Here is a 14,031-nt window from a genome sequence, read left to right on the forward strand (position 1 = left end):
GGCCTGCCACTGCATGGAAAACCAGTATGGCCAATCGCGTGAACGCGTCTACCATCAATCACCGCTCATGAATTTATATAGAAGCCGGCCCGCAATGGGATCGGACGCGCTTTGCGGCTGCTGTTCTGTTTTATCAACACGTACGTTGGAGATGAAAGAGAATGACAACACCCCTCATCAAGGTCGATCTGGCTCAGTCCCCCTACGAAAACCAACAGATCCATAATCGTTGGCATCCCGACATACCGATGGCCGTCTGGGTCAAGCCGGGTGATGATTTCGTTTTGGAAACCTATGATTGGACAGGCGGCGCGATCAAGAACGACGACAGCGCCGACGACGTGCGCGACGTGGATCTGTCCACCGTGCACTTTCTTTCGGGTCCGGTGGGTGTCGAGGGCGCGCAGCCCGGCGACCTGCTGGTGGTCGACCTGCTGGATATCGGCGCCAAGTCCGACAGCCTGTGGGGCTTCAACGGGTTCTTCAGCCGCAACAATGGGGGCGGCTTCCTGACCGAACATTTTCCGCACGCACAGAAATCCATTTGGGATTTTCGCGGCATGTTCACCTCGTCGCGCCACATCCCCGGCGTCAACTTTGCGGGGCTGATCCATCCCGGACTGATCGGCTGCCTGCCGGACAAGAAGCTGCTGCAAACGTGGAACCGGCGCGAACAGGCGCTGATCGACACCAATCCCAATCGCGTGCCGCCCCTGGCCAATCCGCCCGCGCCCAAGACTGCTCACATGGGAGCCCTGCAAGGCGCTGACCGCGACCGCGCAGCCGCCGAAGGCGCGCGTACCGTGCCCCCTCGCGAGCATGGCGGCAACTGCGACATCAAAGACCTGTCACGCGGTGCGCGCGTATTCTTTCCGGTCTACGTCGAGGGCGGCGGCCTGTCGGTGGGCGACCTGCATTTCTCGCAAGGCGATGGCGAAATCACGTTCTGTGGCGCCATCGAAATGGCGGGCTGGGTACACATGCGCGTCACGCTGATCAAGGGCGGCATGGAAAAATACGCCATCAAGAATCCCATCTTCAAGCCCAGTCCGATCACCCCGGCCTACAAGGACTACCTGATCTTCGAGGGCATTTCGGTGGACGAAGAGGGCAAGCAGCATTACCTGGACGTGAACGTCGCCTATCGGCAGGCGTGCCTGAACGCGATCGAATACCTGAAGAAATTCGGCTATTCCGGCGCGCAGGCCTATTCGCTCTTGGGGTGCGCACCCGTGCAAGGGCACATCAGCGGCGTGGTCGACATACCCAACTCTTGCGCCACGCTGTGGCTGCCCACCGAGATCTTCGACTTCGATATTCAGCCGTCGGCGTCGGGGCCCGTTAAACACATCCAGGGCGGGGTGGACATGCCGCTCTCTCGCGACCGCTAGGAGACCCTTGATGCCCATGTATGACTATTCCTGCGGAGGATGCGGCGACTTCGCCGCGTTGCAGCCGCTGGCGCAGTGGCGCGATCCGGTCGCCTGCCCGCAGTGCGGCGCGCTGTCCGGCCGCATCATCGGCGGCGCGCCAGCCATCTCGGCGTTGTCGTCTGCCGTGAATCGCGCCCGCGCCGTCAACGAACGCAGCGCGAACGAGCCGCGCAGTTCGCGCTCGGGGCATGGCATGAATTGCGGGTGTTGCGCGGGGGGCCAGACGCGGGGCAAGACCCGCACCAGCACCGACGGCGCCAAGTCCTTCGCGGGCGCGAGGCCCTGGATGATCAGCCACTGACGCTTGCCACGCGTGGATGTAGAAAGAGCCGGTTCGTCCGGCTCTTTGTCTGGCGGCGTGCGATGCACGACGGCGTTGAGATGAAAGCTCAGTCTTGCAACGGCGCCACCGCCGCGCCCTGGATCTTGTGACGCGCCAGCGCGTCGGCTACGAAGCCGGACTTCTTCATGGCTTCGACGTAAGCGGCCAGATACGCGCTGGCCTTATCGCCGCGGCTCTTGGGCACACCCATGGCTTGGCGGATCAGCATGAAATGACCATCCAGTAGCCGCAGGCCACCCAGCCGGGCCGCATCGGCCTGCAATTGTTGCTTCACGCCCGCAGCCACTTCCAGGTTCTGCTCGATGAACGTATCCACGACGGCGGGCGAGGTGGGCGCTCGGTAGATGTCGGCCTGCTTGAGTTCGCGCGTCAGATAAAGATCGTAGGCGCTGCCTTTGCCGACCACCACGCGCACGCCCTTGTTGTCGACCTGTTCCATGGCCGTGATCGGCGAATCCTCGCGCACTAGGTACGCGCCTTCGATCACGACATAAGGTGCGGTAAAGGCGATCTGTTCGCCGCGCAACGGATCGATCGCGAAAAATCCTACGTCGGCCTGTTCGGCGGCCACGGCGTTGACCGATTCGCCAGCGGACTTGAACACCACCAATTCCAGCTTGACGTCCAGGCGCCGCGCCAGTTCCGTGGCCAGGTCCACCGACACGCCGCCTGCTTGACCCGTGGCCGGGTCGGTGTTGGCCAGGATGGGATTGCCCAGGTTGATGGACGCGCGCAGCGTACCGGTGGGAGCGAAGGCGGAAAGCAGTTCGTGGTCGGTCTTCATGGCGTCCTTGGCGGATGAGCGCCGCAAGGGGGCGGCGTGTTGTCCTGGAGAATAGCCGCAAGCGCAGCGCGTGGAAACTGCGTTGCCGGCCGGCGCGGGCGCTGATGTCAGCGCTGCCGCCTCGCGCTATTGGGCGCGGCGCAAAATGTAGTGCGGCGCCAGCGGGCCGGTGGGGCGGGTGCCGTCGCGGTACAGCATGATGACCTGGTTCTCGGCGACGAAGTAGCGTTGGCTGTCGCCGGAAGCGTCCAACCGGATGGTGCTGCCGTCGGACTCCCAGCTGAACGTGCCGGTCACGATTTCCGGTTGCGGCTCGCGGTCCAGGTATTGAGTCTGGCGTTCGTAGCGGTCGCCCTTCAATAGCGTCAACCGTGTCTTGATGCCGGGGCAATCCGCGCAGGGCAGGGTGCCTTCGTAGCTGCCCGGCCAGTCCAGCGCATTGCGGGCAGTGTGGTTATCGGCGGGCGTGTCGCGCGCATCATGGGACTTGAACGGCGCGCAGCCGGCGAGCAGGGCCAGGCTCAGGGTGCAGGTCAGGGTGGTTTTCATCATGGCGAGCTCCTGGTGGAAAGGGTTTGAAGGAATGGGTGTCTGGCCGGTGTATCGGGGTTGGCGGGGCAAGCCCGGGTACGCATTCACGATACGGACAGTAACGCAGAGGTGCTGAAACGGGATGTAAGGGTCCAGACAGCGCTGAGGCGGCCTTTGCAGTGCGGCTTGACGCCTGCGGTAGACTGCCCGACTCAACCTTTTGACGCGCCATGGATCCTGAACTGCTCAACCTGCTGGTGACCCGCGACATGCCGTTCGGCAAGTACAAGGGGCGCTGCATCGCCGACCTGCCTGGTCCTTACCTGGCGTGGTTCGCGCGCAAGGGATTTCCGCCTGGGGAACTGGGCCGGCTGCTGGCGTTGATGCACGAGCTGGATCACAACGGTCTGTCCTCGCTGCTGGAGCCGCTGCGCGCCTCGCGGACGCGGCCATCGCCCAAGGCGTAGCGGCCGATGTGGCCTGTCAGGTGCTGACAAGAGCCCGTGGTCGCTGATCGGTGATCGCAGAATGTCGGCAAGCGCGGGCGGCGCGGCCAACTTGGAAACGGTGCGAAACAACTGCGGCGCGACTTGTAGCGGTTTGGCACGTCGAGCGCCCGCGCGCGGCGCTACGATAGGCCGGCGCGCCCCGGGGTTCAGACTCGAAAGCCGGACGTTCCGGGGCGCATGCTCATTCAAGAGAGGACCCTATGAAGAAAACTTCCGTCTCGGCCGTGCTGTTCGCCGCGCTTTGCACCCTCGGGGGCGCAAGCGTCTCGCACGCGCAGAATGCCGCGCCCGCGTCGCAGGAAATGCAGTTTCCCAGCATGCCCTCCAAGGATGGCAGCCAATCGCCGCCGTCCACCCTGCGCATGACGGTCACGCCGGATCCCACCACCCCGCCGCCGGTCATCCGCGACACGGAAGAAAGCCGCGCGCAGTATGTGCGTTGCCGCGAGGTGTCCGACCGCGCGGCTGTGTCGAACGCGCAGATGCAGTCGGGCGTTGCGCAATGCCTGAGAGAGCTGGAGCAACGCCGCCAGCAGCAGTAAGAGTCAGTGCAGGGCCGGCCGCGCACTTGTCGTGGCCGGCCCTGCGGCAATTTCCGCAACAGCTGCCAGTGCCGCAACTCTTGCAACCGCCGTCCATCAGCGCGCCGCCGTGTTTACGGCCAGCATCGCGGGCGTCGCGGCGTCTGCCTTGGGCGGCGATCGTGGCGGACCCTTGGGCGTAGGCGCTTTGGGGCTGCCCCGGGGCGCGGTCGCAGGAGCGGGCGTCGAGGCGGGCGGCCTGGACGCTTCGGCCAGCAGGGTTTGCGGCAAGGCAAAGCCATCGAGCGGCGCCAGCAGCGCCTGCACATCAAGAGCGGCGTACTGCATCACCAGTGACATGCCTCGCGTTGACGCGACAGCAATGCTTGCAGGCCTGTGGCGTCGAACGCCAGGCCATTGACCGGCGCATAGTCGCTTTCCAGGCGCAACCGCGTGCCGGCCACGAATGGCCGCAACTGCTCGATGGCGACCAGCCCACGCCCGGCGTCGGCCACATTGCCTTCGTCCAGCACGCGCCAGGGCCGTGCGGGCGACAAGGGCCGATCGTCCATGTACAGCTGCACCGTCATCTGATGGCGTTCGAAAGGCCGTTCGGTCAACAGTTGCAGGCGCGAAATGTTGGACAGGCAGGTGATCGCCAGATAGATCGGCGGACGCATGTTCAGCGCGGGCGCGGAAATGACCACGCGCTGCTGCCCTGATGGCGGCTCGTTCGAATCGCTTATCAGGAAGGTCCGGTCTCCTTCGGTTCGAGCCGCTTCGTTTTGCCGGACGATGTCGGCAGCGCGGGTCGAAGGCGGCAGCAACTGCGCCGATGCGTCGGGGGCGGCCTGGTTCGCGGGCGCGGTTGACGAGCTGGCGGTCGGATCCACCGCAACGCTGCGCCGATAGCTGTTGCTAGGCGCGGGCGGCGTGCCCGCCGCTAAATCGAAGCAAGCGAGTCTTTCGACTGCGGACACAATGGCCGTGCATTCGCGCGCGGACGCCTCGATGTTGTCGGCCGCCTGTCCAGCGGGCGCAGCCAGCATCAGCAATACCAGAGGGGTAGCGAGTTTCATGAAGTGTGGTCCTCCCGATCCAGATTCCACGCCTGACAGCGGCGCGCCAACGTACGTTTTGGGATGCCCAGGCTTGGGGCTGCCCGGCTGCGAGACCCGTTGACTTGCCGCAAGCGCGCCCGGATCACAAAGCTCTGAAAGGCATCCATGGCCTGTGGCAGCTTGTCGGTGTGCAGCAGGCCGTGCAGCAGGTCCGCGCCAGCGGCATGGCCGGGCAGGGACGGCGCCTCGGCCTGCGTCAGCTCAAGCGCTTCGGCTGCCGGCGTCTCGCGCATGGCGCGCTGGTAGCGCGCGTCGTCCGCGGCATCGACAGCTGCCGCCGATTGCACGCGCGCGACGGTGATCTCGGCGCAATGCTGGCTGATGCAAAGGCTGGTGGCCTCTTCCACCGCCTGACGACAAACGGGGCTCAAGCGATCGATCAGGGAGGCGAGATCAATTCTGATCATGACACGGACCCTTTCAGACAAAGAGGTAATCCGCCACAAGACCATGCCGCCATTTTTATTTCCATAGGAAGAATCAGAAAGCGGGGAGTTTTGCGGTAAGTACTAAGCGAATCCGCGCTCCTTGACGAATGTTCCTGCGTTTTCTTATTCCTCCTATTGCGACCTCGTGGCGCGGCCTCCCCGCCGAACTCACCGACGCCATGGTCGTAGGCCGCCCCGAACGCGTGGACTGGCTGCGCTATTGCGCTCCCTACACCAAGGTCCACAAAAACCCCATCAACCGGCAGTTCACCGGCTGGGGCTGGCGCAAGTCAAAAGTCCCGTTCCGACCCACGAAGTTCAGCCGCGAACCCTGGACCAAGCGCGCGTTTGAGCAATGGGACGCCATTAAGGTTCTGGCGAAGGTCCATCGTCCGGACTGCCGTCCGTTACGCCCTCCCGCGAGCGAAGCGAGTACACTTGTCCGCCGTTTTGCTTTCAGCCCCAGAATTCTCCATGATCTCCACCGCATGCGGCGTCGACTTCGGCACGTCCAACTCCACCGTAGGCTGGAGCCGCCCCGACCAGCGCGCGCTTCTCGCCCTGGAAGATGGCAAGACCACCTTGCCATCGGCCATTTTTTTCCATGACGAAGACGCTGAGGTCAGCTATGGCCGCGCGGCGATTTCCGATTACCTGGCGGGCTATGACGGACGCTTGATGCGTTCGATGAAAAGCCTGCTGGGCAGTTCGCTCATCGATGGCTCGACGGAAGTGCAGGGGCGCTCCATTCCGTTTCGCGTGTTGTTGACCCGCTTCATCGCCGAGCTGAAGCGACGCGCTGAAACGGCCGCTGGCCGCGATTTCACGCGTGCGGTGCTGGGCCGGCCGGTGTTCTTTGTCGATGACAACGAGACCGCCGACCAGACCGCCCAGGACACGCTGGGAGAGATCGCGCGCAGCGTGGGATTCACCGACATCGAATTCCAGTTCGAACCGCTGGCCGCCGCGTTCGATTACGAATCTCAGATTGATCGTGAAGAATTGGTGCTGGTCATCGACATCGGCGGGGGGACGTCAGACTTTACGTTGATCCGCCTGGGTCCTGGCCGTGCTGCCAAGGCGGATCGGCGCGAGGACATCCTGGCTTACGGCGGCGTGCATATCGGCGGCGTGGATTTCGACAAGCAACTGAGCCTGGCGCACGTCATGCCTTTGCTGGGCCTGGGCAGCCAACTGCGCAGCGGCAAGGATGTGCCGTCCACGCAATACGGCAACCTGGCGTGCTGGCACACCATCAACCAGGCGTACACCCGCAAGGCGGCCGAGCATTTTGCGTACATCCGCGCCGAAGCCGGCGACCGTGACAAGATCGACCTGCTGTTGAACCTGGTCAAGCAGCGCGCCGGCCACTGGGTGGCGGTGCAGGTGGAAGAGGCCAAGATTGCCCTGTCGGAAAATCCGGCGGCGCGCATCGATCTGTCGCGCGTCGCGCCTGATCTGGCGGTGGACGTGTCGCGGGCCTCGTTCGATGCCTGCGTAGGCCGCTTGATCGAGAAAGTCGAAACCACCGTAGGCGCGCTGTTGCGCGATGCGGGCGTGGCAACGACGGACGTCGATACGGTATTTTTCACGGGCGGTTCCAGCCGCGTGCCGCGCTTGCGCGAGACGGTATCGGCACTGGTGCCGGGCGCGCGCAGCGTGGAAGGCGACTTGTTCGGCAGCATCGGCGCGGGCCTGGCGCTGGACGCCAAGCGCAAGTTCGATTGAGCCGTCGGCGGGGCTTGCGGCTGCGTGGCGCGCGGCGGCGATGGTAAGCTGCCTTGCTTGCCCGAGGCGGCCCGTCGGCCGCCTGCTTCAATAGACCCAGACGCCGTCATGACCCGCCCCTCTGCTCAAAGCGACAATCATCTTGTTGAAACGCTGGTAACCAGCGAAGCGCCCTTTGAGGGCAGCTTTCTGAAGGTCCGCCGCGATACCGTCAGCTTGCCCAACGGCCACACGGCCACGCGCGAGTACATCGTGCACCCCGGCGCGGTGGTGGTGATTCCCTTGATGGATGACGGCCGCGTCTTGCTGGAGCGCCAGTTTCGCTACCCCATCGGCCGTGTCATGACCGAGTTTCCCGCTGGCAAGCTGGATCCGGGCGAAGACCCCTTGGTTTGCGGCAAGCGCGAATTGCTTGAAGAAACCGGCTACACGGCCGACCAGTGGGCGCATGCGGGCGCCTTGCACCTGGCCATCGCCTATTCCACCGAAATCATCCACATCTTCTTTGCGCGCGGTCTGCGGGCCGGGCCTCGGCAACTGGATCAGGACGAATTCCTGGACGTGATCAGCGCCGACCCCGCCGAGCTGCTGGCGGCATGCAGTCGCGGTGAGGTCACGGACGCCAAGACGCTGACTTGCGTGCTGTGGATGCAGAACGTCCTGTCGGGCGCGTGGCAGTTGGAGTGGCAGGACAATCAGGGCTGAGTCACCATGTCCGCATTTCCCGTCCTGATTCAACCGGCCGGCTTGCGCTTTGACGCAGCGGCGGATACGTCGGTGCTGCTTGCGGCGCAGGCTGCGGGCATCAAGCTGCCCAGCTCTTGCCGCAACGGAACGTGCCGCGCCTGCCTGTGCCTGCTGCTGGAGGGTTCGGTGACGTATTCCGTCGAGTGGCCGGGGCTGTCGCGGGACGAAAAGGAAGAGGGATGGATTCTGCCCTGCGTTGCCCGGGCTACGTCACCGCTTGAGATCCAGGCGCCGCTTGCCGCGCCGCTGGAACCTGCCGCGCCCGTCGTGCGGCCGCTTACCGGTGCGCGGCGCTAGAAGTTTTTCGTGGGTCGGTAAGCGTAGGGGGCGATGGCTGGCGGACCAGTGATTCGGCCGTCAGCGGCATGCGCTTTGCCTTAGCCCCGCCAGGGGCGCCAACGCAGCGGCCATTCCCGCCGTCATGCCCAGCACCAAACCGGCAAAGGGCGGACCCGCCAGCGTCTGCGCCGCCAGCACGCCCAGCCTTGCCCCCAGCACCATGCCGACCGCCATGAGCACGGCGCAACCCAGGCGGCCGATCATGGCGGGCGCGCCGGGCCACGGCGCCAACGCTGCCAGCGCCATTGTGGCGGTGGTGGCGGGCATGAGCACGGCGTGGCGCCAAGCCATGTCCCACCAGCCGCCGGGCGCGCCGCATTCACTGGCCAGCAAGGGCGCGGGCGTTCGTTGTGTATCGATCAACAGCCCGATCAGCATCGCCGCCACGCAGGCGAGCCATAGGCTGGCCAGCGCGCGGGCCGCGTTAGCCGCAGGCGCTGCAATGCGACGGCGCGGCGTCGTCGTACCGGTCATGATGGCGTACCCAGTCGCCCAGGTTGAAATGTGGGCCGTGTTCGTTGCGGCCCAGCGGGGCGAACTCCAGATAGTTGTACGCGCCTACCAAGCGCTCCACGCCGCGTTCAAAGGTCGAGTAGGTGTGGAAGATCTCGCCGTCCGGATCGCGAAAGAAAGCGCTGACGCCGGAACGTTCCTGAACGCTGCCATCGGCTTGCGTCACCGATGCCTGCATGTCGACATTGAAATCGCAGCCTTCGGACGACAGCCAGGGAAAGCGCCAAGCCATGCGTTGCTTGAACGTCCGCAATTTGGCGAGCGGCGCGCGCGATACCGCCACCACCGCCACGTCGTGGTGGGACAGGTGCACGCGCGCGGCGTCCAGGTGGTCGACAAGGAATGAGCAGCCGACGCATCCTTCCCGCCAGTCGGGGTCGTACATGAAGTGGTAGACGATCAGTTGGCTGTTGCCGTTGAATAGGTCTGCCAAGCCCACGGGCCCGGTTTCGCCCTGAAAGGAATAGGGTTTGTCGACGCGTACCCAGGGCAGGTCCAGGCGTTCGCGCGCGAGCGCGTCCTGGCTGCGGGTCAGCGCTTTTTCGCGGGCCAGCAACGCCAGACGCGCGGCTTCCCATTCGGGGCGGGATACGACTTCGTGCTTGGTTTGCATGCTGCGGCTCCTTGAAGGCGGGCCAAAGAGGCCCGCGAGACGGCAAGCGGCGGCTCAGAGCGGGCTTGCCAGGTGATCCGCCAGCCGATCCATGGCGCCCAGCCAGCCAGTTTCATGGCCATCACGGGTGACTTGATCGACGAACGGGGTTTGCAGGAAGGCAAGCTCGGTGCCTGCCTGCGCGGGGGTGAATTCAAGGGTGATCAACGAGGTTTCGTCCGGCGTATCGCGCCAGGCCCAGGTGAACACCAGCCGGCGCAGGGGCTGGACCTCCTGGTAGACGCCGCTGGCGTAATGCGCCTGGCCGTCTTCCGTCACGAATCCCACCTGATACTCGCCGCCCACGCGCACATCGGTATCGGCCTGCAACACGCGCTGGGTGCCAGCGGGACCGAACCATTTCATCAGCGCTTGCGGGTCGGTCCAGGCGCGCCAGACCCGCTCGGGCGAGGCGGCGAAGTGGCGGGTGAGTCGCAATTCGAGGGGGCCGTCGGCGTGGGGGAAGTTGGGGGGCATGGATGTATCTCCTCGTCGTGATACAGGTATCGGGCCAGCGAATCCAGTTGGCCGGTCCAGAATTTTTCGTAGCGCGCCAACCAGTTGGAGGCCACTTGCATGGGCTCGGCCGACAGAGTGCAGCTGACCACGCGCCCGTCCTTGGCCCTCGCGATCAGGCCGGCATCCTCCAGCACCCGCAGATGTTTCAGGAATGCGGGCAGCGACATCGCGTGCGGGCGGGCCAGTTCGCTGACCGACGCGGTGCCCTGTTCCAGGTCGGCCAGCACCCGGCGTCGGGTGCCGTCCGCCAGGGCGGAAAAAATTCTGTCCAGCGCGGTGTCGTTTAAGTTAACCATAAGGTTAAGTATCTGCCCGTGAAAGGGCCGGCGTCAAGCCGGCCGCATACGGAATTTCCCTAGTCAGTCGTGGCGGTGCATGGCGGATTGGTGCTTGGTGTCGCGCATCGTGGCGTACACGAGCAGTGACACGAAGATCACGCCGGCCAGGTAGTAGTAGAACCACTGCTCATGGCCTTGCTGCTTGAAGAACAGCGCGATGGCCGGCGCCGTGCCGCCGAAGATCGATACCGTGACAGCGTATGGAACCGCCACGCCGGTGGCGCGGATGTTGGTGGGAAACAATTCTGCCTTCACCACGGCGTTGATCGACGTATAGCCGGCCGTGAACACCCAGGCCCCACAGATCAGCAGGAAGGCGATGAACGGCGAGCGGGTGTGCGACAAGGTCATCAGGATGGGCACCGTCAACGCGGCGCCCGCGACACCGAAGAAAATCAACAGCGGCTTGCGGCCGATCTTGTCGGACAGGGCGCCGTACAGCGGTTGCAGGATCAACGCGAAGATCAGCGAGCCCGCGATGATGTAGGTGGTGGTGATGTCCGTGAATCCGGATGTCTGCCGCACGAACGTCTGCATATAGGTGGTGAACGTATAGAAGGCGGCTGTACCGCCCGCCGTCAGGCCCACCACGATGGCGACTTCACGCGGATACTTCGTCAAGCCGCGCAGCGAGCTGGTCTTCGGCTTGGTCTTCTGGGCCTCTTTGTACGAGTCGGTCTCGGGCATGTCGCGCCGCATGAGCGCCGTCACGATGGCCAGCAGCGCGCCGATCACGAAGGGAATGCGCCAGCCCCATTGCACCAGCTGTTCGTGCGTCAGGAACACGTTCTGCAACAGCAGCAGCACCAGGATCGCGCAAAGCTGGCCGCCGATCAGCGTGACGTACTGGAAGCTGGAATAGAAGCCGCGATGTTCGGGGTCGGCGATCTCGGTCAGGTACGTGGCGCTGGCGCCGTACTCGCCGCCCAGGCTCAATCCTTCGATCACGCGCGCCAGCGCCAGCAGCGCGGGCGCGGCCAGCCCGATCGTGGTGTAGGTGGGCGTGACCGCGATGATGAGCGAGCCTACGCACATCATCCCCACGGATACCATCAACGAGATGCGCCGCCCGTGGCGGTCGGCAAGGTGGCCGAACAGCCAGCCGCCCAAGGGCCGCACGATGAAGCCGGCCGCAAAGAGCGTGGCGGCATTCAACTGCTGGACGACGGGATCGTGCGAGGGGAAAAAGGCGGGCGCGAAATACAGGGCGAAGGCGGTGTAGGCGTAGAAGTCGTACCACTCGACCAGATTGCCCATGGAGCCGACGAAGATGGCCTTGATGCGCCGTTTTGCGTCGGGCATGGCCAGATACGTTTGCGTCATGACTGTTCTCGATATGAGCCTGTCGGGGGTCGCCGGACACGCGAGCGCGCCTTGTCCTCGCCCGTCAAGATCGCAAGGTCAGCCGCGAAATGGAACACGCATGGGCGTTATCTTGCGCCAGCCCGCAGCGAAATGCACGCGTTGGCGACTCGCCGGTTTTCAGATTTCGGTCAGGTATGCCGCTTGCCGGGGCGGCGCGTGGCGGGGGGGCGCGAGGCTATCTGCCGCGCGGCGGGATGATGTCGCAGGCGGCGGCGCGTTCGCCCGTCTGGGCCCCGCTGCCCAGCAGCGCCTGGGCCCCGCAGACCGATCCGAACATGCCCTTGTTGTCGTGCCCGACGCCGCCCACCTCGAAGCTGCTGCGGTGCAGGGGAACGGGTTTGGGGCCGCGCGCGGCCAGCACGTATTCGTATTGCACGTAGGCGGTGCCGCGGGCAAGGCGGGTGGCTCCCTGTGCTTCGGCGCCACAGGTCTTGTCCAGCAAGCGGTGTTCGGGGTTGTTGTCCGCGCCGCCCAGCAGGTAGGTGACGTCGCGCGCCGCGTAGCGCACGAACAGCCGCGAGTCGTCGGTCTCGCGTGAATAGGCCGGCAGCTTGTCGGTGCCGTACTTGTACTGGTTGTAGGTCGGGCAGATGCCGCGCTCGTAGGGCGCGTAGCCCTTGCCGTCCGGGCGCGGGCGTTCGTTGGACAGGTACAGATAGGACGACGGGTTGGCGATCACGTAGCGCAACATCAGGCCGTCGCGCCGCAGTGGGCCGTCGACATTGTTCAGGATGGCGTAGCGTTGCACCAGTTGCGCGCCGGCCGAGTGGCCAGCCAGCACGATGCCGGCCAGGGCAGGCAGGCGCTTGCGGTCATCCAGGCTGCGCAGCAGATCGTCCAGCACCTGAAACGAGGTCACGGGGGCGGGCCGGCCATTGGCCTGGATGCTCTCTTCGCCGTCTTCCCAGCTTGATTTGCGCCAGGCCGCCATGCCGGCGAAGCCCGAATCGATCGAGCCGGAGAAACGGGGCGCGAGGATCAGCGTGTCGCGGGCGCGGTCGGGATTGTGCGTCAACAGTTGCGCGGCCGTGTCGTAATAGCGGTCGGCGTCGCGCTTGACGCCGTGCACCACGATCAGCACCTGCTTGATGTCCCGCAGGTCGTCCTTGGCCAGATTGCGATTGGCGTAGACCGGGATTTTGTAGCGATGCCCCGGCTTGCCCAGTTCCACAGGTTGCCAGCGCAATGGCGCGGTGCGCTTGGGCGCGGGCACGGTCTCGTCGTAGTCGTAGGGGTCGGGCAGGGGCGTCTGCGCCGGGGCTGGCCGTGGCGCCAGCAGGGCCGCCAGGACGAATGCGGCGCCAAGCGCCCGCCACGGGGCCAGGCGCGTGGCGGCAGGCGCCAGGTGTGCAGCGGAAGGGGCAGGCGCGCGGCGCATGGCGCGGCGGGCGTTCAGCAGCCCTCGTGGCCCAGCAGTTGCTTCAAGGCGGGCAGGTCCAGGATGCGGACCTCGCGCTGATTGATCTTGATCAGCCCCTCGCGCGCAAATCGGGAGAACAATCGGCTGACGGTTTCCAAGGTCAGGCCCAGGAAGTTGCCGATTTCTTCGCGGCTCATGCGCAGCACGAACTCGGTCGACGAATAGCCCAGCGAGGCGTAGCGTTGCGACAGATTCAAGAGGAATGCGGCCAGGCGCTGTTCGGAGCGCATCGAGCCCAACGAGGCGAGCATCTGGTGCGACCGGGTGATCTCGCGGCTCATCAGGCGTCGGAACTGCTGTTGCAGCGACGGCAGATGCGTCGCCACGCGGTCCACTTCGTTCAGGCGGATGACGCAGACCTCGGAATCTTCCAGCGCGACGGCGGCGGATACGTGCTTGCCTTCGAGCATGCCGTCCATGCCGACGATTTCGCCGGGCAGGTGAAAACCGGTGATCTGGATCTGGCCGGTAGCGTCTTCGAGCTGCGTCTTGATGCTGCCGAAGCGCACGCCGTAGACAGCGTCAAGCGGTTGGTCCAGCGAGTACAGCATCTTGCCTTTTTCAAGGCGCACGCGCTCTTGCACCAGCTCGTCCAGCTTTTCCACTTCGGCGGCTGCCATGCCCACGGGCACACACACGTGACCCAACATGCACGTGGAGCAGTGGGCGGCATCCGGGGCGACGGGAACCCGTTTTTGCATACGATGACCTTTATAGTGCCCGTCGCGCCGGGAAGGGCG

Annotated in this window: 19 protein-coding genes; 7 read left to right on the forward strand and 12 right to left on the reverse strand. The window is 65.0% G+C overall.

The genetic code is table 11. The annotated features are described in order from the left end of the window. Window positions 1-161 precede the first annotated feature (161 nt). Window positions 162-1,391: a formamidase gene (fmdA, locus tag API01S_RS01855; protein ID WP_006220362.1), complete on the forward strand. Its 1,230-nt coding sequence runs from the start codon at window positions 162-164 to the stop codon at window positions 1,389-1,391. A 10-nt stretch (window positions 1,392-1,401) separates the two neighbouring features. After that, window positions 1,402-1,734, forward strand: coding sequence for an FmdB family zinc ribbon protein (locus tag API01S_RS01860; protein WP_061302876.1), 333 nt, complete (start codon window positions 1,402-1,404; stop codon window positions 1,732-1,734). A gap of 88 nt (window positions 1,735-1,822) precedes the next feature. Here API01S_RS01860 and API01S_RS01865 read toward each other — a convergent pair whose 3' ends face one another. Next, complete coding sequence (locus tag API01S_RS01865) at window positions 1,823-2,560, reverse strand: ABC transporter substrate-binding protein (RefSeq protein WP_061302878.1); 738 nt, start codon at window positions 2,558-2,560, stop codon at window positions 1,823-1,825. Window positions 2,561-2,686: 126 nt separating this feature from the next. Continuing rightward, window positions 2,687-3,112: a copper resistance protein NlpE gene (locus API01S_RS01870; RefSeq protein ID WP_006220358.1), complete on the reverse strand. Its 426-nt coding sequence runs from the start codon at window positions 3,110-3,112 to the stop codon at window positions 2,687-2,689. 209 nt (window positions 3,113-3,321) lie between these two features. On the opposite strand from API01S_RS01870, the gene API01S_RS01875 reads away from it, so the two are divergent. Beyond that, window positions 3,322-3,558 carry a DUF3820 family protein gene (locus API01S_RS01875; protein ID WP_006220356.1) on the forward strand — a complete coding sequence of 79 codons (237 nt, stop codon included), beginning with the start codon at window positions 3,322-3,324 and terminating at the stop codon, window positions 3,556-3,558. A gap of 242 nt (window positions 3,559-3,800) precedes the next feature. Beyond that, complete coding sequence (locus API01S_RS01880) at window positions 3,801-4,142, forward strand: hypothetical protein (RefSeq protein ID WP_006220355.1); 342 nt, start codon at window positions 3,801-3,803, stop codon at window positions 4,140-4,142. Window positions 4,143-4,238: 96 nt separating this feature from the next. Here the strand turns inward: API01S_RS01880 and API01S_RS01885 are convergent, their stop codons facing one another. Genes API01S_RS01885 through API01S_RS01895 form a run of 3 tightly spaced genes read right to left on the reverse strand, consistent with a single transcriptional unit; the run spans window position 4,239 to window position 5,649 of the window. Beyond that, window positions 4,239-4,481 carry a hypothetical protein gene (locus tag API01S_RS01885; RefSeq protein ID WP_156487044.1) on the reverse strand — a complete coding sequence of 81 codons (243 nt, stop codon included), beginning with the start codon at window positions 4,479-4,481 and terminating at the stop codon, window positions 4,239-4,241. Next, window positions 4,469-5,200: a type VI secretion system-associated protein TagO gene (locus API01S_RS01890; RefSeq protein WP_217481104.1), complete on the reverse strand. Its 732-nt coding sequence runs from the start codon at window positions 5,198-5,200 to the stop codon at window positions 4,469-4,471. The genes API01S_RS01885 and API01S_RS01890 overlap by 13 nt, the downstream gene beginning before the upstream one ends. Further along, on the reverse strand, window positions 5,197-5,649 hold the full coding sequence (locus API01S_RS01895) for a hypothetical protein (protein WP_061302882.1): 453 nt from the start codon (window positions 5,647-5,649) through the stop codon (window positions 5,197-5,199). The genes API01S_RS01890 and API01S_RS01895 overlap by 4 nt, the downstream gene beginning before the upstream one ends. 495 nt (window positions 5,650-6,144) lie before the next feature. On the opposite strand from API01S_RS01895, the gene API01S_RS01900 reads away from it, so the two are divergent. The 3 genes from API01S_RS01900 (at window position 6,145) to API01S_RS01910 (ending at window position 8,442) form a co-directional block, all read left to right on the forward strand. Continuing rightward, a complete protein-coding gene (locus tag API01S_RS01900) occupies window positions 6,145-7,398 on the forward strand; it encodes an Hsp70 family protein (RefSeq protein ID WP_061302884.1) in 1,254 nt (417 codons plus the stop codon). 108 nt (window positions 7,399-7,506) lie between these two features. Further along, window positions 7,507-8,103, forward strand: a complete 597-nt coding sequence (locus API01S_RS01905) for an NUDIX domain-containing protein (RefSeq protein WP_061302885.1) — start codon at window positions 7,507-7,509, stop codon at window positions 8,101-8,103. Window positions 8,104-8,109: 6 nt separating this feature from the next. After that, window positions 8,110-8,442: a 2Fe-2S iron-sulfur cluster-binding protein gene (locus tag API01S_RS01910; protein ID WP_006220349.1), complete on the forward strand. Its 333-nt coding sequence runs from the start codon at window positions 8,110-8,112 to the stop codon at window positions 8,440-8,442. Between the two features lie 60 nt (window positions 8,443-8,502). Here the strand turns inward: API01S_RS01910 and API01S_RS01915 are convergent, their stop codons facing one another. The 7 genes from API01S_RS01915 to API01S_RS01945 all read right to left on the reverse strand — a co-directional run bounded on the left by API01S_RS01915 (window position 8,503) and on the right by API01S_RS01945 (window position 13,992). Continuing rightward, window positions 8,503-8,958: a hypothetical protein gene (locus API01S_RS01915; protein WP_254598510.1), complete on the reverse strand. Its 456-nt coding sequence runs from the start codon at window positions 8,956-8,958 to the stop codon at window positions 8,503-8,505. Continuing rightward, window positions 8,909-9,610, reverse strand: a complete 702-nt coding sequence (locus API01S_RS01920; protein WP_061302888.1) for a DUF899 domain-containing protein — start codon at window positions 9,608-9,610, stop codon at window positions 8,909-8,911. The genes API01S_RS01915 and API01S_RS01920 overlap by 50 nt, the downstream gene beginning before the upstream one ends. 54 nt (window positions 9,611-9,664) lie before the next feature. Then, window positions 9,665-10,126, reverse strand: coding sequence for an SRPBCC family protein (locus tag API01S_RS01925; protein ID WP_084802338.1), 462 nt, complete (start codon window positions 10,124-10,126; stop codon window positions 9,665-9,667). Beyond that, window positions 10,015-10,464 (reverse strand): ArsR/SmtB family transcription factor, encoded by a 450-nt coding sequence (locus API01S_RS28670; protein WP_084802339.1) that lies wholly within the window; start codon window positions 10,462-10,464, stop codon window positions 10,015-10,017. The genes API01S_RS01925 and API01S_RS28670 overlap by 112 nt, the downstream gene beginning before the upstream one ends. A 63-nt stretch (window positions 10,465-10,527) precedes the next feature. Then, window positions 10,528-11,829, reverse strand: coding sequence for an MFS transporter (locus API01S_RS01935; RefSeq protein WP_006220344.1), 1,302 nt, complete (start codon window positions 11,827-11,829; stop codon window positions 10,528-10,530). A gap of 217 nt (window positions 11,830-12,046) precedes the next feature. Further along, window positions 12,047-13,249: a hypothetical protein gene (locus tag API01S_RS01940; protein ID WP_156487045.1), complete on the reverse strand. Its 1,203-nt coding sequence runs from the start codon at window positions 13,247-13,249 to the stop codon at window positions 12,047-12,049. Between the two features lie 14 nt (window positions 13,250-13,263). Next, window positions 13,264-13,992 carry a helix-turn-helix domain-containing protein gene (locus tag API01S_RS01945; protein ID WP_050730052.1) on the reverse strand — a complete coding sequence of 243 codons (729 nt, stop codon included), beginning with the start codon at window positions 13,990-13,992 and terminating at the stop codon, window positions 13,264-13,266. Between the last annotated feature and the right edge of the window lie 39 nt (window positions 13,993-14,031).

The sequence above is a fragment of the Achromobacter piechaudii NBRC 102461 genome, assembly GCF_001571245.1.
Lineage (GTDB): Bacteria > Pseudomonadota > Gammaproteobacteria > Burkholderiales > Burkholderiaceae_B > Achromobacter > Achromobacter piechaudii.